Below are 20383 nucleotides of genomic sequence, written 5' to 3'. Positions count from 1 at the left end.
CGCTGCCCTGTGCCTTCTTGACTACGAACGGAGCCAGCAATGGCCGTCAAAACTGCCGGGGATGCCCCGGCCTTCACTCCTGAACAGCTGCAATCGGTCCGCGGCACCCTGATGTCGCCGCGCCGGCTCAAGACCGAGGTCCTCGCCGGCCTGGTGGTTGCGCTGGCACTCATTCCGGAGGCGATCGCGTTCTCGATCATCGCCGGGGTGGACCCGCGGATCGGCCTGTTCGCCTCGTTCACCATGGCCGTCACGATCGCCTTTGTGGGCGGTCGCCCGGCCATGATCTCCGCCGCCACCGGTGCGATTGCCCTGGTGATTGCGCCGCTGGTGAATTCCCACGGGGTGGACTACTTCGTTGCCGCGGTGATCCTGGCCGGTGTCTTCCAAATCGTCCTGGGTCTCTCAGGGGTCGCCAAGCTCATGCGGTTCATCCCGCGCTCGGTGATGGTGGGCTTCGTCAACGCCCTGGCCATCCTGATCTTCATGTCCCAGGTCCCCGAACTCCTCGGCGTTCCGTGGCTGGTGTACCCCCTCGTCGTTCTTGGCCTGGTCATCGTCTTCGGCCTGCCGAAGCTGACCAAGGCCGTCCCGGCCCCGCTCGTCGCGATCGTGGTGCTGACCCTGATTACTGTCCTGGCCGCCGTCGTCGTTCCCACCGTGGGTGACAAAGGCGAGTTGCCCGATTCGCTGCCCACACTGTTCATCCCGAACGTGCCGTTCAGCCTTGAGACGCTGCAGATCATTTTCCCGTTTGCCCTGGCCATGGCCTTCGTCGGCCTGCTCGAGTCGCTCATGACTGCCAAGCTGGTGGATGACGTCACCGACACCCGCTCCCACAAGACCCGCGAAGCCTGGGGGCAGGGTGTGGCCAACGTTGTCACCGGGTTCTTCGGCGGCATGGGCGGCTGCGCGATGATCGGCCAGACCATGATCAACGTCAAGGCCTCCGGCGCCCGCACACGGATCTCCACCTTCCTGGCCGGCGTCTTCCTTCTCATCCTGGTGGTGGTGTTGGGTGACATTGTCTCGCTGATCCCGATGGCCGCACTGGTGGCCGTGATGATCTTCGTTTCCTGGGCCACCTTCGACTGGCACAGCATCCACCCCCGGACGCTGAAGATGATGCCCAAGAGCGAAACCCTGGTGATGGTGGCCACTGTCATCGGCACGGTAACAACGCACAACCTGGCTATCGGCGTGGGAGTCGGCGTGCTCGTGGCGATGGTGCTGTTCGCCCGCCGCGTGGCACACTTCGTCACCGTTGAACGGAGCGTCGGCACTGTAGGCGGCCACGAAACCGCCACCTACGTGGTGGACGGGGAGTTGTTCTTCGCCTCCTCGAACGACCTCTACACCCAGTTTGAATACGCCTTGGATCCCGAGCATGTGGTCATCGACATGCACGCCAGCCACCTGTGGGATGCGTCCACTATCGCGGCATTGGACGCCATCACCGAGAAATACCACCACCACGGCAAGGACGTGCAGATCGTCGGCCTTAACGACGCCAGCACCCTCATGCGCGAGCGCCTTGGCGGCAAACTCAGCGGCCACTGAGCTTGTAGTCGGGCAGCCGCTATGAAAGTATCTGCGTATGAATGCAGATAATAGTGCTCGCACCCTGGGCCCCGACAGCCAGTACGTGGAGCTCGCCGTGGAGGTCTTTGCCATGTTGGCGGACGCAACCCGGGTCAGGCTGATTCTGGCGCTTCGCAATGGAGAGCTTCCGGTCAACGCCCTCGCGGAGAAGGCCGGGAAGTCCGCAGCCGCCGTCTCCCAGCATCTTGCCAAGATGCGGCTCGCCAGGATGGTGGCCACCCGCCAGGAAGGCACCAAGGTCTATTACCGGCTTCAGGACGGCCACGCGTGGGAGCTCGTGGCCGACGCCATCCACCAGGCTGAGCACGCACTCGGCACTGCACCCCACCACGGACTCGCGCCGCACGGAACCAGCGTAGAGGCCGCGTCATGAGCCGCCCTATCCCGCCGGCCGGCCGTGACGTCGGTTCGCACACGCACGCGCATGACGGCGAGCACGAGCACGACCACGAGCACGACCATGGCGACCACGCCCACGGCGCCGGCGAGCACGGTCATGGCCACGCCCACGCCCACGGCGACCACGCCCATGAGCACGGCGACCATGAGCACGCCCATGACCACGACCACCCCACGGGCCTGAAGGGGTGGCTGCACGAGCTGTTTGTTCCGCACTCGCACGACTCCGCCGATTCGATCGACACGGCGCTGGAAACCAGCGCCCAGGGCATCCGCGCCGTGAAGGTCTCCCTGCTGGGCCTTGGCGCCACGTCGGTTTTCCAGCTGATTATCGTCCTGGTCAGCGGGTCGGTGGCGCTGCTGGCGGATACCGTCCATAACTTCTCCGATGCGCTGACGGCCGTGCCGCTGTGGATCGCCTTCCTGCTCGGGCGCCGCCCGGGCACCCGCACCTACACGCACGGCTTCGGCCGCGCCGAGGACCTGGCGGGCCTCTTCATCGTGGCCATGATCGCGCTCTCCGCGGTGGTTGCCGCCGTCGAATCCGTCCGCCGTTTCTTCGAACCCCAGCCTGTCCACAACCTGGGGTGGGTGCTGGCTGCCGGGCTGGTGGGCTTCGCCGGAAATGAACTCGTCGCCATTTACCGCATCCGGGTGGGCCGCAGGATCGGCTCCGCTGCGCTGGTTGCTGACGGCATCCACGCGCGGACCGACGGGTTCACATCCCTGGCAGTCGTTGCGGGCGTCGTGGGCATCTGGCTTGGGTTCCCGCTTGCCGATCCGATCGTGGGGCTGCTGATCTCCGCGGCCATTGCTGTGCTGCTGTGGGGGACCGTCAGGGACGTGGGCCGCCGCCTGATGGATGGCGTGGACCCCAAGCTGACCGACAAGCTCAGCGCCGTCACACAAGACTCGGCCCCTGCAGGAACAACGTCGCGCCTGCGCTGGTCCGGGCACAGGCTCCACGTGGAAATCAGCGTGCCGTTCACCCCGGCAGGCGACCTGGGCGAGCTGAATCAGCTCACCAGCAGCCTCGACCACGCCGTGCGCCACGCCCTGCCCAACGTGGGATCGGTGACGGTCACACCGCGGTTTTCCTAGCCGGAACCAGCAGCGGCAGGAAGCGCACGTAGGCCACCATGCCCACGAGCTCCACCAGGGTCTGCGTGACCACCACCAGCGCGGCGAGGGCCAGCGGCTCCGGAAGCGCAAGGGCCAGCGGCAGCACCACCAGCGAATTGCGAGTGGCGCCGCTGAACACCACGGCCAGGGTTGAAGGCGCGTCAAGGCGGGCCGGCCTGGCCGCGAGCAGGCCCAGCGGAACCATGACCACCAGGAACGCGGCGTAAAGCGGCACCACGGCCATCAGCGCGCCCAGCTCCTGGCGCACGCCCACAATCTGCGAACCCACCACCACGGCCAGCGTTGCCATCATCAGCGGGACCATCAGCGCCTGCATCGCCGTCACTACTTTGCGGCCGACGCCGGAACGCCCGACGCCGGTGCGGCCGACGCCTTTGCGCCCGACGCCGGAACGCCCGACGGCGGATGGGTCGCCTTCCCTGCCGCCCTCCCGCCGGGCAAACCACTGCGTCAGCGTCGCCAGGGCCAGCGGGGCCATAATGAGCCCCACCAGGGCCTGCACGAACGGTGCAGGGTCGATCACGGACACCAGTTCCGGGCCCACGAACACCAGGAGATACAGCGGTAGCAGGATCATCTGGCCGAGCATCAGCACCGGGGACGCGGCAAGCAGCCGATCGCTGGCACCGCCGGCCAGGCCACTGAACACCATCACGTAGTCGATGCACGGGGTCAGGAGCACCAGCAGCACGCCCACCAGAAGCGCCTGGTCCCCGGCGACGAAGCGGCTCAGCCCGAACACCACCAGCGGCACCACGGCGAAGTTGAGCACCAGCACGGTGGCCATGAACCGCACGTCGCGCACAGCCCGCCCCAGTGAGGCGAACGGGATGCCCAGGAACGTGGCGTAGAGCAGCAGCCCCAGCACCGGATTGATGGCCAGTTCCATGGCTGCAGCCGTCCCGGGCGCCAGGAATCCCGCGGCGCCGCCAGCCACAATCGCGGCAAGATACAGGCCGATCTGGCGGCGTTCCATCCATGCCACTAACGTCCTGATCCTCACTGGCACCATCGTAGGCGACCCATTACCCCAGGGCGCGGCAGGGTTCAACGACCCGCGCCGTTCATAACGTCACTCGGTCCACATGTGACGCCCAGTGTTGCGTAGGTCACATTCGCTCCCTAGGCTGATGGAGGTCGCAGCGTCGCGGCCATGCAGGAATAGGGGAAACACTTGAACCACAAACTCAAGGTTTTAGTACGGCTCGACCTCGATTGCGGAGAGGCTGAAGTAGCAGCCCAGGGGCATGTGACGGCGAAAAGCCTCCAGGCACTGTATGTGGTTGTGAAGAGGGCAAATCATTTGAAGGAAGGACTCCACCTGGTGGTGGATGTGAGCCACGCACGTGTTGAGCCGGCTGCAATGGAGCAGCTGCAGGCATGTTCGGAATCCCACCACCTGCCGGAATCCATTGATCCGCTCCAGTCGGAATGCAACATCAGCGTTTTGGCTCCGACGGACTTGGCACCGGCGCGGCTGGGCACGCACGCTGCAACCCGGATCAGGAACCGGGCCATGAGCCTCGCCGCCTAAGCGGCAGGCATACAGCGGTAGAAGTACGACGGCGGACCCCGCCACACTGCCCCGCCCAGCGGCGGTCCCGCCTCCTAACCACCAGCTGTGTAGGTCCTCAATCGCCTGCAGTTGGTAGTTGGGCGGAGAGCCCCTGGTACGGGCGCTGGATGCGCGGGTCCAGTACACTGGCCGAAGGTGAGCCGGGAAGTCTGGTCGGCGTAGTTTCCGTCGACCCCACCGTAGGGACACCTTATGGCCCACAAGCCAGCGCCTGCCTCGCCACCAGCTCAGTCCAGGACCACGGCGGGGGATTCCGCGCCGGCGGGGCCAATTGCCTGGCACGCCCTCACCGCGGATGCCGTATTTGCGGCGTTATCTTCCGGGCCGGAAGGGCTCAACTCCGCTGAGGCTTCGCGCCGGCTGGCCGACGCCGGGCCCAACGAGCTGAGCTTCGCGGGCGCCACGCCGTGGTGGCGGGTCCTGTTGCGGCAGTTCATCAGTCCGCTGATCGGCATCCTGCTGGCGGCCGCCGTCGTTACCCTCGTCCAGCAGCACTGGGTGGACTCGGGGGCCATCTTCCTGGTCCTGTCCATCAACGCCGCCTTGGGGTTTGTCCAGGAGCGCAAGGCCGAGGCGGACGTGCGCGCCCTCCAGTCGCTTTCGACGCCGACGTGCCGGGTGCTGCGTGACGGCACCGAGCAGGTGGTGGCCGGGCGGGAGGTGGTCCCCGGGGATGTGGTCCTGCTGGAGAGCGGCGAACGGGTGCCCGCCGATCTGCGGCTCTTCGACGCGAACGGCCTCCAGGTGGACGAGTCGATGCTGACGGGCGAATCGTTCGCCGCCACCAAGCACACGGAGCCGCTGCCGGAGGATGTCGGCGATGCCGATAAGGCGAACGTGGCGTTCAGCGGTACCTTCGTGGGCAGTGGCCGCGGCCGGGGTGTTGTCACAGCCACCGGGGCCGGGACCGCCCTGGGTGAGATCAACGCGCTCGTTCAGGGGCCCCCGGGCAAGTCGCCGCTACAGTTGCTCACCCATAGCCTGGAACGCCGCATCGGCCTGATCGTGCTTGCCGCGCTGGTGTTCATCATCATCGCGGGGCTGGTGCTCGGCAACGACGTGTCCACAATGTTCCGCACCGCCGTCGGGCTGGCAGTGGCCACCATCCCCGAATCGCTGCCCATCGTCCTGACCGTGGCGCTGAGCCTCGGAGTGTCGCGGATGGCCAGGCGAAACGCGATCGTCCGCACGCTGCCCGCCGTCGAAACGCTCGGCTCAACCGACGTCATCGGCTCGGACAAGACCGGCACGCTCACCGAAAACCGGCTTACCGTGGAAAGGATCTGGACCACCGCCGGGATCCTAAATATTTCAGACGGGGACGACGACGGCGGCGCCGCGGACCCGCTGCCCACCCGCTCGGTGCTTCGCGCCGGTGCGCTGACCAACGAGGCAACGCTCTCGGCAGAGGACGAGGAGGACCTTGAGTACTCCGGCGACGCCGTGGACGCCGCCATGGCGAAGACCGCCGTCGTCCGCGGCGCCATCACGGAACGGGAGCGCACCGCAGAACCGCTGGCCCACCAGCCCTACGAACCGCACCTGCGGTATTCCCAGACCGTCCACCGGGACGCCGCCGGCAAGCTGACGTTGTACGTCAAAGGCTCGCCCGAGGCCCTGCTGCACGCCGCCGTCGACATGGCGGGGGCGCGCGGCAACCTGCCCCTGGATGCGGCCCGGATCCATGCGGCCAACGAGGAAATGGGCCGGGAAGGACTGCGCGTCATTGCCACCGGCTCCCGCATGATCTCCGACGACGAGGACGTCACCGTGCCGCTGCCGCCTCCGTCCGGACTGACATTCCTGGGGATGGAAGGGATGACCGACCCGCCGCGGGCCGGGGTGGCCGCTGCCGTGGAGAAGTGCCGGCGCGCGGGCATCAAGGTCATGATGATCACCGGAGACCACCCCGTCACCGCGGTGGCCATCGCCGCCCGGCTGGGCCTGCCAACGGAAAAGCCCGCCCTGACCGGCGCCGAGATGGCGGACCTGGATGACCACATGCTCGCAGCCCGCCTTGAGCAGACCAGCGTGGCCGCCAGGGTGTCCCCGGTGGACAAGCTGCGGATTGTTGATGTACTGACGGGGGCGGGCAGGGTGGTCGCAGTGACGGGCGACGGCGTCAACGACGCCCCTGCGCTCAAAGCCGCGGCCATCGGCGTCGCGATGGGTAGGTCCGGAACGGACGTGGCGCGCGAAGCGGCGGACATCGTCCTGACGGACGACAACTTCGTCACTATCGTGCACGCCGTGGAGGAAGGCAGGGTCACCTTCGCCGCCATCCGCAAGACCACCTACTTCCTGCTGTCTACCGGGGCCGCCGCCCTGGTGGCCGTGACCCTGAGCGTTTTCGCGGACACGCCGCTGCTGTTCCTGCCGGTGCAGATGCTGTGGATGAACGTGGTGACCAACGGCGTGCAGGACATCGCCCTGGCCTTTGAACCGGGGGAGGGCGATGAACTCAGCCGCCCGCCGCGCGCCCCCTCCGAGGGCATTCTCTCGCGCACGCTGTGGTTCCGTGCCGGCATCACCGGAGCCTGGATGGCGTTGGCTGTCATCCTGACCTTCATCGTGGAACTGCATGCCGGCTACCCGGAAGTCCACGCAAGGACCATGGCGCTGACCATGTTCGTGATGCTGAGTTTCTTCCAGGTGTTCAGCTCACGGGCCGAGAACAAGTCCCTCTTCCAGCTCAGGCTGCTGGCCAACAAGCCGCTTCTCTACACCTCCCTCGGAGCTTTGGCGCTGCACTGGGCGGTGATGAACTGGCCGGTCAGCGCGGGCGTGCTGGAACTTACCCCGCTGAACGCGTGGGAATGGTTGCTGTGCGTTGCCGTGGGGTCCACCGTGCTGGTCATCGTGGAGGCTGAAAAGGCTGTGCGGCGTTGGTCCCACCGGCATGACGCGGCAGCGGCCTGATCACGGCTGCCTGATTCCCCGCCCCTCAGTTCCCGCCCTCAGTTCCCTCCTTGGAAGCCGTTGGCCGCCACGTAGTCGGCCAGGGTTCCGCTGGCGAGTGCTGCGGACACGGCGGCTACCGCGCCCGGGTTCTGAAGAACAATCGATTGCCCGTCGCTGCTGGTGCCGAACCCGCCGTCGGGCAGCCGGAAGAAGTACGCATCCTCGGGACCCACCTCGCGAAGGCTGAAGCCGAGCCGCACCAGGGCCTCGGGGGTGAGCGCGGCGTCCACCATCACGTGCGGCAGTACCGCGTTCACCACATTCATCACGGTTGCCGGGTTGGTGAGGGTGCCGGTGCTCATGAACTTGCCGATGAACGCCTTCAGGAACGTCTGCTGGTTGCGGACCCGCTGGAAGTCGCCGTCGGCAAAGGCGTAGCGCTCGCGGACGAACTGCAGGGCTTCCGCGCCGCCGATGCGGTTGACTCCGGGCGGGAAGTAGTGCCGGGAGTCCGTGCTTGAGGTGAACGGAACGGTGACGTTCACGTCCACCCCGCCGAGGGCGTCCGTCGCGTCCCAGAGGCCCTTGAAGTCCACCAGCACCGTGTGGTCGATGTGCGTGTTGAACAAAGTCTCCACGGTTCGGGTCATCAGGGGGATCCCGCCGAGTTCCAGCCCCGCGTTGATTTTGGCCTGTCCGTAGCCCGGGATATCCGCCCAGGTGTCGCGAAGGATGGAGATGCCGTAGATCTTCTGCCGGTCCGCCGGGATATGGACGAGCATGAGGACGTCGGCGCGCTGGTCGGCCGGCGTTCCGGCGGCGGCCTGGGCTTCTTCGGCCCGGAAGTCTCCGCGGCTGTCGCTGCCCATGATCAGGATGTTCATGGCAACGGCCGGCGGTTCGGGTGCCGGAGGCGGCACGGGCGCGGGAGCCGGCTCGGACGGTGACGGGGTAGCGGTGGCGCCTTCCGCCGTCGTGATTCCGCTGGCGGTGGGGGCGGGCTGTCCGCCGCGTCCCAACTGCGAGAAGGCGTATGCCGTGCTGCCCAGGGCGATCACCAATACCATCGCCAGGACCGCTTTGAGCCAGGTGGGCTGCCGGCGCAGCCAGGCAGGGAGCCATGCGAAGTTTCCCTGCGGCGGCTTGCTTTCAGCCGCTCCTTCCGGATCAGACTGGTTGTCCATAACCGGACGCTACCACCGCCGGGGCGTTAAAGAACGACGCCGAAAGTCCTGTCTATGCGGGCGTGTTGAGCCGGGCGTAGCGGAGGATGGTGAGGATGGCGGGGGCCAGTTCGTCTTCCATCTGGCGGTACACCTCTGGGCCCCGCTTGTAGGGGTCGATTACTTCGTTGTCGCCGCTGTCCGCGGCCAGGGCTAGGTGCCGCACCGAGGCGAGGCGGGCGGGCAGCCCGCGCCACATCGCACCGGCGTCGGACGCTTGTTCGGCGGGTGACTTTTCGGCGGGTGCTGTGCCGGCGGCATCGGCCGCAGCGTCGCGTTCCTCGAGGGCTTCCAGCATCCGCGCGAATTCGCGGATGGTGAAGGTGCGCTTGAGCAGGGAGGCGTCCAGCTGGAGCACCTCGCCGCGGTGCTTGGAAGTCATGGTCAGCACGATGTCCGTGTCCCGGAGGATCTTCGGCGTCAGCTGCCGGGCAGCAAAACCCTTGTCCGTGCCGCCGTACATGTTCACGATCTCGGCGGACAGCGGCTGGATGGGGCTGCCCACCATGGCGCGGGTGCCGGCGCTGCGCACTTCGAAGCCGCCGGGCAGGACCTGGTCCAGGCCGGCCTGCAGCAGTCGTTCGGCCACGGGGGAGCGGCAGATGTTTCCCGTGCAGACGGTGAGGATCCGAACGGGCGTTGGCGATTCCACGGTGAGGGCTCTTTCCGGAGGGGCTGTCAGATCGGTGCGATCCCTGGTCTTCAACTTAACACGCAGGGCCCTTCCGCCCCGGGTCGAATCGCCCGGTGCGCAGCCCGCTCCGCGAAACCGCGGTTCGTCACGTTTCCGTTCGTCACCTGTCCCTTGGCAGCCGCCTGGCCGGGTGGTGGCCGCCTACCGGGTGGCAGCGGCTTAGCGGGCGGCTTGTGCGGCCGCTTCGGCCACGAGGGACACCACGTCCTCGAGGCGGGACGGGATGGTCAGGTGGCCCGCGTCGGGGAAGACCCGAAGATCGGAGTTCATGGTTCGCCGCACGGCCGGGCCCAGCCGGCGCGGTGGCAGGAACCTGTCGTATGCTCCAACCCCGACGACGCACGGCTGCTCGGCGCGGCGGCCCAGCAGTTCGGGGGCCAGGGGCGGAGGGGCCAGCGTGGTGCGGCAGTGCGTGGCCATGAGGGTCATCCACTCCACTTCGGTCTCCGGCGGCTTCGCGCCGGGCGGGACGAAGAACCGGAGCAAGCGGCGGGTGTGGCGCGGAGTGGGACGCAGCAGCCAGACGGCCGACGCCAGCGCCACTTCCGGCTCCACGCTGAGACGCATGAAGCCTGCAGGTGCGACCAGCGCCCGGGCAGCGATCCTTGGTGAGCCGGCTGCCAGGGCCACGGCTCCGCCCAGTGAGTTGCCCACCAGCACCACCCCGTCGGCGTCCATGGCGGCCAGGATCTCATCCAGCGCCCGGCCGTACCAGGCCAGCCGTGCCCGGCGCGGCCGGTGCGGATCGCTGAGGCCGGGCTGGCCCGGCAGGTCCACCACCGTGGTGGGCCAGCGGGCGGACAACGCCCGCAGCCATGGCAGGGCCATCGCGGCGTTGTAGCCGGTCCCGGGCACCAGGACGATCCGCGCCCGTCCGGTTCCGGCGGACGTGAGATGCACCCGGCCCGCGCTGGTGTCCAACGTGGTGCTGGTCAAGGGAAGATCGGCATGCGCCAGCGTCTCTGAACACCACTGCCGCACAGCATGTTGACCGCGCGGGTTCTTATACACGCTGGGCATGGCACCAGCGTTTCCTGCGGACCCGGGTTCGTCCAGCCGCACCGCTGCCGCCGGAGCTCACTCGGACTCTTCTTCGGCTTCGGCCGCGACGTTGCGGATCCCGCGCGGCCGCCCGGCGCTGACCCATGCAACGTACAGCACGGCCGCAATGACCAGGGCTGCGGCCAGGCTGATGATCGGCAGGCCGCGGGACAGGTTGGCGATCAGGGTGAAGGCCACCACCGCGGCGCCTGCGATGTTCATGATGAGGTACCCGCGGCGGCCGTCCCGGTGCGAGAAAAGCGCCATGGAGAGCAAGCCGGCCAGGAAGCTCAGGAAGACCGATACGGCGTAGAAGAGCACAAGTTCCTGGTCGTTGCCGCCGGCAGCAGCGGTGACAGCGCATGCCAGAGCGATGAACAGTGCCACGCCCCAGTAGGGGGTGTGGTGGGTGTTCGTGTGGCCCAGCGCGGGAGGAAGGATCCCTACGGTGTCGCCTTGTTTATTGGAGTGGCGGGCCAGGGCTTTGAGCAGGCCGGGTCCCGCCTGGAACGACGAGCTGGCGGCCGAAAGAAGCAGCAGGGCGGTCACAAGTTGGAAGGCGGCAAAGACCGGTTCGGGGGCGGCGAGCCGGGCCAGTTCGGCGATCTGGGTGCTGTCCTCAGGCGGGATGCCCACCTGCAGGTGGGCGGCTTCCAGTGTCAGGCCCAGGGTTATGGTTCCGACGATCGCGAGGGTCAGCCAGAGGGTCACCCGCCCGAAGCGGCTCCGGCCGGCGTCGTCCAGTTGGCCCAGCTGGGCAATCGCGGAGGACGGGGCTTCCACGCCGGTGGCCAGGGCCATGGCCACGGGGAAGGCGAGGACCACCGCGATGAGCGGGGCGTGTCCTGGTGTGTCCGTGATGGTTCCCACCGGGTGGGGTGTGGCGCCCAGGCCGTAGAACAGGACGAGGGCGGAGACGATGATGAATGCCACGGTCATGGCGGCAAACACCAGACGTCCCAGGTGCCCGAACCACGTCCCGGCACCGACAAGGATGACCAGCGCCAGCGCCAGCAGCAACCGCCACGGCGCCAGGACGGGGAAGTAGGCGATGGCTGCCGACGCTCCCGCCGAGACGCTGATGGCAATCGTGAGGACGAAATCCACTACCAGCGCCCCGATCGGGATGAAGGACCAGCGGTCCCCGAAGGCCTCGCCTACTGCGGCCGAGGCGCCGCCGCCCTGCGGGTAGCGCATCACCAGTTGCCGGTAGTTCAGGATGACCAGCGCGATGATCGCGACGACGAGGACCATGGTGGGCACCAGCAAGGCCAGATCACCGTTCAACGCCCGGAGGGCGGCTTCAATCGCGTAGGCCACCGAAGACACGGGGTCGGCCATGACCGCAAACGAGAACGCCAGCAGCAGGGCCGTGCGTGAACGCAAAGCTCCGCCAAAGCCGGGCCGGGGAGCAGCCCTGTCAGGTGCCCGCATCGGGTGGTCCTTTCCGTCCGGTATGCCGTCCCGGTCCGGTCCTGGATCCGTGGTCCCGCCGGGAACTTCTCGGAGCGTAACACCGCGGATTCAGCCCACCGCCGGGTGCGGAACGGTCTTAACGAATCCTTAACGCCGACGCTCTCTGGCAGTAACTGCAACCTACCAAGTGCACCCTACGTAGACCGGGCGACGCCGATTCCACGGAGAGAGGCCTTCCAGGGTGGCTCTCCACCGGCAGATCTTGATCGAATATTGCGGGTCGTTTGCAGGAAATTAGAGTTCCAACAGGCACAGTGGGCTCAACCGGTGAAGGATACGGCGAAAGTACCTGGGCGGCCCGGCGGGGGAGGCCCAAACGAATGCTACGGGGGACGAAGATGTCAGAGCTTGCCTATCGAACAAAGCAACGTGCCGGAGTCAACCGCCGGACGCCAGTGTGGGGAACCGCGCGGCCCATGCCGGCCCTCGTCACCCCCGTACCGGCCGGGCGGACGCCGGCAACACTGACTCCCACGCCGGGTCCGGTGCCTGCTGCGGCCACGGCTACGGTCACGGAGGCGTCGGCTGTGTTCCATTCGGGTATTCGGTCGCTTCCTTCGGCGTCGCATCGTCATGGGACAGCCCACCTTCGCCCTGCCGTCAAAGTCCCCGTCCGGCTCAGCCTGGCTGGCCTCGGCTGCGTCACCGGTTCCGTGAACGTTCAGGTGACCATCAGCCCGGTCACGCCGATCGCGCCGGTCCCGGGTGACGTGTCGGTGTCGTTTTCATGCGTGGACGTCGGGACGGTGTCCCTTACACCGACGCTGAAGCGCGCGGGTAACACGTTCACTGCAGCCTTCACCTGGCTTGCGTCAGCCGGTTCATCCGAGCTGGAGTTCGACTTCGGCGGCCATAGCTACCGTGGCAGGCATAGCGACAGCGGCGACTTCTCGGTGACCACCGAGGTCACTTTCCAAGAGCATGGCAAGCAGGAGCAGACAGTTCTGGTTTCCGGCGCCCTGATCCACCTCTAGGGCGGGGTCACTCGAGTCTGAAGTAGTTGTTTCGTTGGGGTTTTTGTTGTGGGTCGATGTGGGGTGGCGGGATGAACCAGGGGATCCCGGTTTTGACCTGGATCTGCCACTGCTCTTTGTGGATCAGGTGGTGGTGATGGGAGCAGAGCAGGGTGCCGTTTTCTGTGCTGGTGGTTCCGCCGTGTGACCAGTAGCTGATGTGGTGGGCTTCGCACCACGGGGCCGGAATGGTGCAGTTCGGGAACGCGCAGCCCTGGTCGCGGGCGGTGATGGCTTTGCGGATGTGGGGCGGGAAGATCCGTGTGGTGCGGCCGATGTCCAGGATGCGGCCCTCGCTGCCGAGGAGGACGGGAATGATGTCAGCGTCGCAGGAGATCTTCCGGACCGTGGACGCAGTGACCGGCCCCGTGAACGTGAATGAGCCCGTGCCCGGGATGCCAGGAATGCCTCGGGCGCCTGTGCCGGGGGTGCCTGGGGTGCCGGTGCCGGGAGTGCCGCCTGCTGCATCACTCGAGTGGTCGAGGCGGTCGAGTCGTTCGAGGATGTCGCGGTAGTCGATGGTGACCATGACCTGGGGCCGGAGCCCGCCCGCAGCGGGGAGGTTCCCGCTGGCGAGGGCGACTTTGGCGGCGCCGACCAGGCCGTCCAGGAGTTGCTGGGGCCGGGTCCGCAGGTCCAGATCACCGCTATTAACGGTTCCGTCGTTGCCTTCAGCTGCACCGGCGCGGGTGCGGGGGTTGGCGGCGGTGTTCATCACGGTCAGGAGGGGTTCGTACTGGTCCTGGGTGGCGAAGATTTCCACGTGGTACAAACCCCGCCGGGGCTTCCGGATGAAGGCGCCCTGCCGGTGCCGCAGTTCTTCCTCGGAGGGTTCTGTGCCGTCCTGGTCGATCGCGTCAACCAGTTGCCGGGCGATCCTGGCGACGAAATCGGTGTCGTTCTCCGCCGCGGTGCGGGTCAGGGTGTGTTCCACCCGGGCCATGGTCTCTTCGGGGGCGTGGTGCCGGACCCGGTCCAGGGCGAGGGTGATGAGGGTCGCGGAACGGGAGCCCACCGACCCGGACGCCACCGCGGCGGCCAGCACGGGCCTTTCCGGAGGTTCGGCGTGGCCGGTGATCCCGGTCCGTGGCAACACCGCTTCGGCCAGCGCGAGGCGGCGGCGCGCTTCCGCGGCACCGATCCGCAGCCGGGCGCGGAGGAACTCGGTGGTGTTCCGGCACCCGTCATCCGCCGGATCCGGTTCCCCGGCGTTGATCACCTCGGAGTTCGTTCCGGGAACCGTGGCCTCTGTGCCTCGATCGCTGCCGCCCGGGCCGCCATCGGCCCGATCACTCTCGCCCATGCCGCTATCCGCTTGATGGGGAGCGCCGGTAGCCCAGCCGATAGGACCGTGGACAGCAGTTGCGTCGCCCCATCCGGTGGTCCAGCCCACCGCCGCCCCCGAGCCCGAGCCGGCCCGCGCAGCATCAGAAGCCTCCCGCCGCGCCCGGTCCACCTCCCCGGCAGCAACCACCTGCAGATATTCAAGGGTCCGGGAAATCTCCTCAACCTTGGCGGCGAAGTCAGCCGCCTCCCGGAAGCGCATCACCGCAGCGTTCGCCACCGCCGTCGAAGCGGCACGTTTGAGTAGCTCAAGGCTCCATGCCAGATCACCGGCACCACCGCCGTCGGCCACTACAGAATCCGGCGGCACGGCCCGCAGGGTCCGTTTTGGAGTCTCCGGCTCGAAAGGCGCGTTGGAAAACCGCCCAAGGCGCAGGGCCTGGTTCGGGGCGAGTTCTCCAACGGCTTCCATGGGATAACTCTGCCAAGGGGGTCCGACATTTAAGCTCGCTGCCTGCGGCAAACCTCAACGCCGCGACCCGTCTTGAGCACGGTGGTTGCTCAATATCTCCATGCACAGGAAACCTTGACCGAATCTTGCAAAACGGTTGCGTGAACCTTTCGCGTCGTTGGGGAAAGTGGGTGCAACCGGCGGAAACGCGGTGAAAGCATCTGGCCGGTCCATGAGGGCTGGCCCCAGTCGAAATCCATGTGGGGGCGCAATTGTCTGAGGTTCTGAACGCAGAGGTCACGAGCGGCGAAGAGGGCGGTTTCAGCCGCCGCAGGGTAGTCAAAGGTGTGGCCTGGTCAGTGCCCGTTATCGTCACAGCCATCGCGGCTCCGGCTGCAGCGGCGTCACCGACTCCGACGCCGACGCCAACGCCAACTCCCGCATCGGTTACGGTCCTCGGCGCTGGTTCAGCAATTAACTTCGTCGGAGGGGGCAAGGGCGGCAACGGTCCCACAGGCTTCCAAGTCGATAATGCGGTTGGAACCATTAGCGGAAGCGTGACAATCACGCCTGTGGGTACGGTTCACGCCAAGATCGGCATACAGCAGCCCGCATCCGGGGAATTCCAGGCCACGACCTTCAACGGGTACGAGTCCACGACTTTGTTCACCCATGCGGCAGGATCGCAGGTGGTTTTTCCTGTCACCTTCACCGCCGCAGAGGATACTTCGCCGACGACAAAACCCAAGCCCAACGACGTATACAACTACGTGGCGACAATTGCGGTTACCGTCTCGGGCGTAACCGTGCAAACGCAGACAAACCTGTCCATCAAGTTCAAATGATCTACCACCACTCCACCGACGTCGCCGAAGTCCGCACCGAATCCGCCGGCCGGGTTGCGTTGCTCCACCTGGACGCAACCCAGCCGGTGGTTCTGGACGGCACTGCGGCGGCCATTTGGGAACTGCTCGACGGCCGCCGCGACCAGTCGGACGTCATTGCCGAGCTGGAAGCGGCGTTTGAAGACGCGTCGGGTGAGCTGGGGCCCCAGGTGGAGGCCTTCCTGGCCAGCCTGGAGGCCCAGCGGCTCATCGAAACCGCGGCCAGCGCGGACGCAGCCACCGCCGCCGGCGCGGACCAGTAACCAGCGCAGACAAGTAACCAAGCACCAACCGGCAAGACTGATGGGGGAGCCATGAAGGGCCAGGACAAAGAGCGCGGAGCCAATTCGCAGCTCGAATGGGACTTCCCCGGCGAGTGGCTTGTTGAAGACCTCCGGGGCGGCGGGGAAATCCTGAGCCTCGACGTCCTGGGCACGCAATTCGCCATCCGCTGGGGCCGCTCGGTCACGCTGGAGCAGAAGCAAAGCATGCGCTCGGCCTGGTCGCGCTGTGCCGGCACCGAGGCGCCGTTGGTTCCCCCGCTCGCGAAGGAACCCACGGAATCCCTCCCGTTCTCGGCCTCCGTTTCGTATATGTCACTGATGCACGACGGCGGTACGTTCGCCCTGCAGGCAGCCTCCTTTGAGGAGCTGGCTGAGCACCTCACCTCCCGACTTACGGTCGCGGCCATCCTGGAGAACGCCGGCGAGTTCATGATGCTCCACGCCTGCGGAGTGGCGGACCCGGCTACCGGGGCAGTGGTGGCGCTTGTGGCCAAGTCCGGCACAGGCAAAACCACCGCGGCGTCGGTGCTGGCCGGAACGTACGGGTACGTCACGGACGAAACTGTCGCCATCGCACCGGACGGATCCGTTCTGCCGTACCCCAAGCCGCTGTCCGTGAAGCAGGGACCGGGCGCACCCAAGCACCAGGTGGGTCCGGATGAACTCGGGCTCCAGCCGGCACCCGCGAAGCCGTTCATCCAGTCCATCGTCCTGCTGGACCGGACTGAATCGGACAAAGCCACAAACCAACAACCAACCCTCCGCCAAGTCCCACTGGCGGACGCGCTGCTCGCGCTCATCCCGGACTCGTCCTCTCAGGCCGAGATCGACGAGCCGCTGCAGTCGCTGTGCCGCCTGATCGACCGTGTGGGCGGAGTGTGGCAGGTGACGTACTCCGAGGCCGCGGACTTGCCCCAAGCCCTGGAACCGCTCTTCAAAAAGCAGCGCCGCTCCAAGCCAACGTGGGAAGCCCGCCCGGCCGCAGGAGCGGCCGCAGCAGCAGGAGGAGCAGCAACAGCGGCAACAGCAGTAACCGAAACAACACAAATCCCCGAAGGCTGGATCCGCCGGGTGGAACCGAAGGACGCCGTGGCCATCGACGGCGACCTGCTGGTGATGCTGGAGTCGGAGATCGTGCGGCTGAGCGGCATCGGACCGGCCATCTGGGAGACCACGGCAAGCGCCGTAACGCTGGACCAACTGGCCGAGGAAGTCGCACAAGTGCACGGCCGGCCGGACGACTACCGGGCCGCCGTCGCCGCAGCCGCGGGCCAGCTCATCGCGAAATCAGTCTTGGAACAGGGCGGCGAATAAAGCAGGGCGGCACTAGCCGCCCACCGCGTGCGGGACCGCCCGAACGTGCGGGACCACCCGAACGTGGGTGACCACTCGAAGCAGTAACCCGGCAACGAAGACCGGGCAGGAAAACACACAAACTTGGAAGGAACCACCATGAGCGTCAACATCGCGCCCGGCGCCGAAGCACCTGCCGGCCTGGACCTGGCCGACTACCTTCGGGTGGTGCGGGTGTACTGGAAGGCAATCGTCGCCTTCACCCTGCTGGCCACGTTGACGGCGTTCGGCTGGACGGTCCTGCAGCCGAAGATCTACTCGTCCGATTCCAGCGGCATCGTGGTCACGCCGGGCTCGGACAACGTGAGCCTTTCCCTTGCCGGGGACAGCCTGGCCAAGGCAAAGGTCAAGAACTACGAGTCCGTGGCCAAGTCCCGCCTCGTCGCTGACCGAGTCATCGCGTCCCTGGAACTAAAAACAACCGCAGACGCCCTGCTCGGCACCATCAGCGTAAAGGTTCCGCTGGATACCGCCGAGATCCGGGTGACGGCCCAGTCGCCCGATCCGGCAACCGCCCAGCGCGTCGCGGACGCCTGGGTGAACGGCCTCGCCGCCCAGGTCGAAGCCATCGAAACAGCCACCCCAGAAACAGCAGCGCCCGACGCCGGCACCTCGCCGGACGCTGCCACCGCACCAGCGGCGACGGCCTCCGCCGTCAGGATCCTCCCGTTGGGCAAGGCAGTGCTTCCCACCAGCCCGGTTTCCCCGAACGTCAACCTGGCGCTTTCCCTCGGTGCACTCACAGGCTTGGCCCTGGGCGCGGCCTACGCGCTGGTCCGCCGGCACCTGGACCGGCGCATCCGTAACGCCGCGGAAGTCGAGCGCCTCTTTGAGGTCCCGGTGATCGGCACCCTTCCCGTGGACCACCGCCTGGACGAAAAGAGCACCATCCTGGATGCCGGCACCGCAGCGCAACTTGACGACGCCGGCGGGGCGATGGCGGAGGCACTTCGGGAACTGCGCACCAACCTCAGCTTCCTGGACGTGGACCAGCCGCCGCGGATCATCGTGGTCACCAGCTCCCTGCAGGCCGAAGGCAAGTCCACAGTAACGGCCAACCTGGCAGTCACCATGGCGGCCGCCGGCGAGAACGTTGTGGTGGTTGACGGCGACCTCCGGCGCCCCACTTTGGTGGACGTTTTCAATCTGGTTCCGGGTGTGGGGGTCACAGATGTGCTCACCGGCACTGCGGAACTGGAGGACGTTCTCCAGCCGTGGGGTGCCCTGCCGAACCTGTCCGTGCTCGGCTCCGGCCGCGTTCCGCCGAATCCCAGCGAACTGCTCGGGTCCCGCGCCATGAAGAACATGCTCAACGCGCTGGCCGAGAATGCAATCGTCCTGATCGACGCCCCGCCGCTGCTGCCGGTCACCGACGCTGCAGTCCTGTCCCGCGTGGCTGACGGCGCCATCGTGGTGATCCGGACCGGCAGGACCACGCAGGAGCAGCTGGCGCAGTCGCTGGGCAACTTGGAAAAGGTGAAGGGTCGCATCCTGGGCGCCGTTCTCAACTACGTGCCCACCAAGGGCACCGACGCGCACTCCTACTACGGGACGTACGCATCCGCGCCCGAAACCACGGACGTGCCGGACTTCGCGCAGCCCGATGCCTCTGTGCAAGCAGGCCGCCGGGACACCGAAGCTGAAGAGGTCCTGGAACCTCTGTCAGCCGGACGCCGCGTCAGGAACTAGGTGCCGCCATGCCGAACCCGGCCGATGAAACCCAGCTGAGCATCCCCGAAGCCGTGCTCCTTGGCCATGCCATGGTGCAACGGGTGGCGGATAGCTTAGGCATCCGGGCCTTCTTCATCAAGGGGCCGGCCAGCGTGATTCAGGGGCTGCGCCTGCCCCGGACCTCCGTGGACGTGGACGTTTTCGTGGCTCCGGCCGATCTGGACACGATGCTGCAAGGCCTGCGGGAGCGGGGCTGGCGGGAACGTCCGGTGGAAACGGATACGAGGACATTACCTAAGCATTCCATCACCATCGACCACCCCTCCTGGCCTTGCTGCATCGACGTCCACTTCCGGTTCCCCGGCATGGAAATGGACCCTGATGACTGCTTCGAGACGATGTGGGCGCACACGGGGGCCCTTGAACTTGCAGGGCAGGAGGTGCGGGTCCCGTCAAAGGCGCTGGGAATCCTCATTCTTGCCCTGCATGCTCTTCGCTCGCCCCACCTGCCGGCGTGCCGGCAGGAGCTCGAGTTCCTGGCGGACCTCACGGACCGGGAGTCGATCACCCACACCATTCTGGAGACCTCCACGGCCACCGGATCCGTGGCAGCCGTGCGCCCCTTCCTCGAGCGCGTGCTTGAAGAGGCGACGGCGGTTGCCTGGCCGGAGGCGTCCACGGAATGGCGCAACCGCCTGATGGCCAAGGAGCCGGGCAGCGCCCGGATCATTGCGATTGCCCAGGCCCCGTCGCGGGACAAGCCAAAGATGCTGTTTCGCGCGGTGTTCCCGGCCCCGGAAGTGCACCTGTCACGGAACGTCTACGCGGACATGTCATTAAAAGGCCGCCTCCGGCTACACCGGGCCCGGTGGGCCCGGTTCCTTCGCGGGCTGCCGAGGATGCTCAAAGACCTCAGCCAGCTCCGTCGGGTTCGTAGCCGATAAGCCAGTGAAGTCCGTGCCGGTCAATCACCTGGCCATCGGATGCACCCCACGGCTTGGCGGCGAGGGGGTCCACCACCTGGCCGCCGACGGCGAGCTTATCGAACCACTCATGGAGGGTCTCGGGTTCGGCGGTCCCCAGCAACGAGAGCATGAGGCCTTCGAACCGGACCGTCTTCCCGCCGGCCGGCGCATCCGATCCGGCCAGGGCCACAGTGCCGCTGAGGACTCCGTGGGCGATGTGGTCCGGCGGCCCGTCGCTGCTGCCGAAGTCCTCCTTGGTGTAGAGGGCTAGCTCTCCACCGAAGACGTCGCGGTAAAAGGTGAGTGCTTCGCGCGCCGTGCCGGGGAAACTGACATAGATCTGCGGTGCCGTCATGCCCACAGCCTACACACTCGGATTTTCGTGACCGGCGCCCTGCCGGCGCCCCGCTGTCGCCCCACCGG

The 20383-nt window shown here is 66.9% G+C and carries 18 protein-coding genes; 11 read left to right on the top strand and 7 right to left on the bottom strand.

The genetic code is table 11. The annotated features are described in order from the left end of the window. The first annotated feature begins 39 nt into the window (after positions 1 to 39). Genes TV39_RS16340 through TV39_RS16330 form a run of 3 tightly spaced genes read left to right on the top strand, consistent with a single transcriptional unit; the run spans position 40 to position 3102 of the window. The gene (locus TV39_RS16340; protein ID WP_043483502.1) at positions 40 to 1560 is read left to right on the top strand and encodes a SulP family inorganic anion transporter; all 1521 of its coding nucleotides are present in this window, start codon (positions 40 to 42) and stop codon (positions 1558 to 1560) included. 37 nt (positions 1561 to 1597) lie between these two features. Then, positions 1598 to 1975, top strand: coding sequence for an ArsR/SmtB family transcription factor (locus TV39_RS16335; protein ID WP_043483500.1), 378 nt, complete (start codon positions 1598 to 1600; stop codon positions 1973 to 1975). Further along, entirely contained in the window at positions 1972 to 3102 is a 1131-nt protein-coding gene (locus TV39_RS16330) for a cation diffusion facilitator family transporter (protein ID WP_082049817.1), read from the top strand. The genes TV39_RS16335 and TV39_RS16330 overlap by 4 nt, the downstream gene beginning before the upstream one ends. Here TV39_RS16330 and TV39_RS16325 read toward each other — a convergent pair. After that, positions 3083 to 4120 carry an arsenic resistance protein gene (locus TV39_RS16325; protein WP_082049813.1) on the bottom strand — a complete coding sequence of 346 codons (1038 nt, stop codon included), beginning with the start codon at positions 4118 to 4120 and terminating at the stop codon, positions 3083 to 3085. The genes TV39_RS16330 and TV39_RS16325 overlap by 20 nt on opposite strands. 198 nt (positions 4121 to 4318) lie before the next feature. Here TV39_RS16325 and TV39_RS16320 point away from each other — a divergent pair, with 198 nt between their 5' ends. Next, positions 4319 to 4678, top strand: coding sequence for a hypothetical protein (locus TV39_RS16320; RefSeq protein WP_043483495.1), 360 nt, complete (start codon positions 4319 to 4321; stop codon positions 4676 to 4678). 234 nt (positions 4679 to 4912) lie between these two features. After that, the gene (locus TV39_RS16315) at positions 4913 to 7639 is read left to right on the top strand and encodes a cation-translocating P-type ATPase (protein WP_052500598.1); all 2727 of its coding nucleotides are present in this window, start codon (positions 4913 to 4915) and stop codon (positions 7637 to 7639) included. A gap of 38 nt (positions 7640 to 7677) precedes the next feature. Here the strand turns inward: TV39_RS16315 and TV39_RS16310 are convergent, their stop codons facing one another. The 4 genes from TV39_RS16310 to TV39_RS16295 form a co-directional block, all read right to left on the bottom strand. Next, positions 7678 to 8805 (bottom strand): LCP family protein, encoded by a 1128-nt coding sequence (locus TV39_RS16310; RefSeq protein ID WP_043483492.1) that lies wholly within the window; start codon positions 8803 to 8805, stop codon positions 7678 to 7680. Positions 8806 to 8857: 52 nt separating this feature from the next. Continuing rightward, a complete protein-coding gene (locus TV39_RS16305) occupies positions 8858 to 9496 on the bottom strand; it encodes an arsenate reductase/protein-tyrosine-phosphatase family protein (RefSeq protein ID WP_043483489.1) in 639 nt (212 codons plus the stop codon). Between the two features lie 201 nt (positions 9497 to 9697). Beyond that, on the bottom strand, positions 9698 to 10558 hold the full coding sequence (locus TV39_RS16300) for an alpha/beta fold hydrolase (protein ID WP_043483486.1): 861 nt from the start codon (positions 10556 to 10558) through the stop codon (positions 9698 to 9700). 57 nt (positions 10559 to 10615) lie between these two features. Continuing rightward, positions 10616 to 12013, bottom strand: coding sequence for an amino acid permease (locus tag TV39_RS16295; RefSeq protein ID WP_082049811.1), 1398 nt, complete (start codon positions 12011 to 12013; stop codon positions 10616 to 10618). 458 nt (positions 12014 to 12471) lie between these two features. Between TV39_RS16295 and TV39_RS22165 the strand changes: the two genes are divergently transcribed. Continuing rightward, the gene (locus TV39_RS22165) at positions 12472 to 13029 is read left to right on the top strand and encodes a hypothetical protein (RefSeq protein ID WP_144406447.1); all 558 of its coding nucleotides are present in this window, start codon (positions 12472 to 12474) and stop codon (positions 13027 to 13029) included. A gap of 7 nt (positions 13030 to 13036) precedes the next feature. Here the strand turns inward: TV39_RS22165 and TV39_RS16285 are convergent, their stop codons facing one another. Beyond that, positions 13037 to 14824, bottom strand: coding sequence for an HNH endonuclease signature motif containing protein (locus TV39_RS16285; protein WP_043483479.1), 1788 nt, complete (start codon positions 14822 to 14824; stop codon positions 13037 to 13039). 251 nt (positions 14825 to 15075) lie between these two features. Here TV39_RS16285 and TV39_RS21820 point away from each other — a divergent pair, with 251 nt between their 5' ends. The 5 genes from TV39_RS21820 to TV39_RS16260 all read left to right on the top strand — a co-directional run bounded on the left by TV39_RS21820 (position 15076) and on the right by TV39_RS16260 (position 19939). Then, a complete protein-coding gene (locus TV39_RS21820) occupies positions 15076 to 15648 on the top strand; it encodes a hypothetical protein (RefSeq protein ID WP_082049810.1) in 573 nt (190 codons plus the stop codon). Beyond that, the gene (locus TV39_RS16275; protein WP_043483472.1) at positions 15645 to 15950 is read left to right on the top strand and encodes a PqqD family protein; all 306 of its coding nucleotides are present in this window, start codon (positions 15645 to 15647) and stop codon (positions 15948 to 15950) included. The genes TV39_RS21820 and TV39_RS16275 overlap by 4 nt, the downstream gene beginning before the upstream one ends. A 51-nt stretch (positions 15951 to 16001) precedes the next feature. Next, the gene (locus tag TV39_RS16270; RefSeq protein ID WP_043483471.1) at positions 16002 to 17285 is read left to right on the top strand and encodes an ATP-binding protein; all 1284 of its coding nucleotides are present in this window, start codon (positions 16002 to 16004) and stop codon (positions 17283 to 17285) included. 138 nt (positions 17286 to 17423) lie between these two features. Beyond that, positions 17424 to 19013 carry a polysaccharide biosynthesis tyrosine autokinase gene (locus tag TV39_RS16265; RefSeq protein ID WP_043483469.1) on the top strand — a complete coding sequence of 530 codons (1590 nt, stop codon included), beginning with the start codon at positions 17424 to 17426 and terminating at the stop codon, positions 19011 to 19013. Positions 19014 to 19021: 8 nt separating this feature from the next. After that, on the top strand, positions 19022 to 19939 hold the full coding sequence (locus TV39_RS16260) for a nucleotidyltransferase family protein (protein ID WP_043483468.1): 918 nt from the start codon (positions 19022 to 19024) through the stop codon (positions 19937 to 19939). Here TV39_RS16260 and TV39_RS16255 read toward each other — a convergent pair. After that, on the bottom strand, positions 19908 to 20315 hold the full coding sequence (locus TV39_RS16255; RefSeq protein WP_043483467.1) for a VOC family protein: 408 nt from the start codon (positions 20313 to 20315) through the stop codon (positions 19908 to 19910). The two genes, TV39_RS16260 and TV39_RS16255, sit on opposite strands and share 32 nt — an antisense overlap. Positions 20316 to 20383 lie beyond the last annotated feature (68 nt).

The organism is Arthrobacter sp. SPG23, assembly GCF_000876655.1.
Lineage (GTDB): Bacteria > Actinomycetota > Actinomycetes > Actinomycetales > Micrococcaceae > Arthrobacter.
This window is presented reverse-complemented; position numbering and strand designations above follow the sequence as displayed.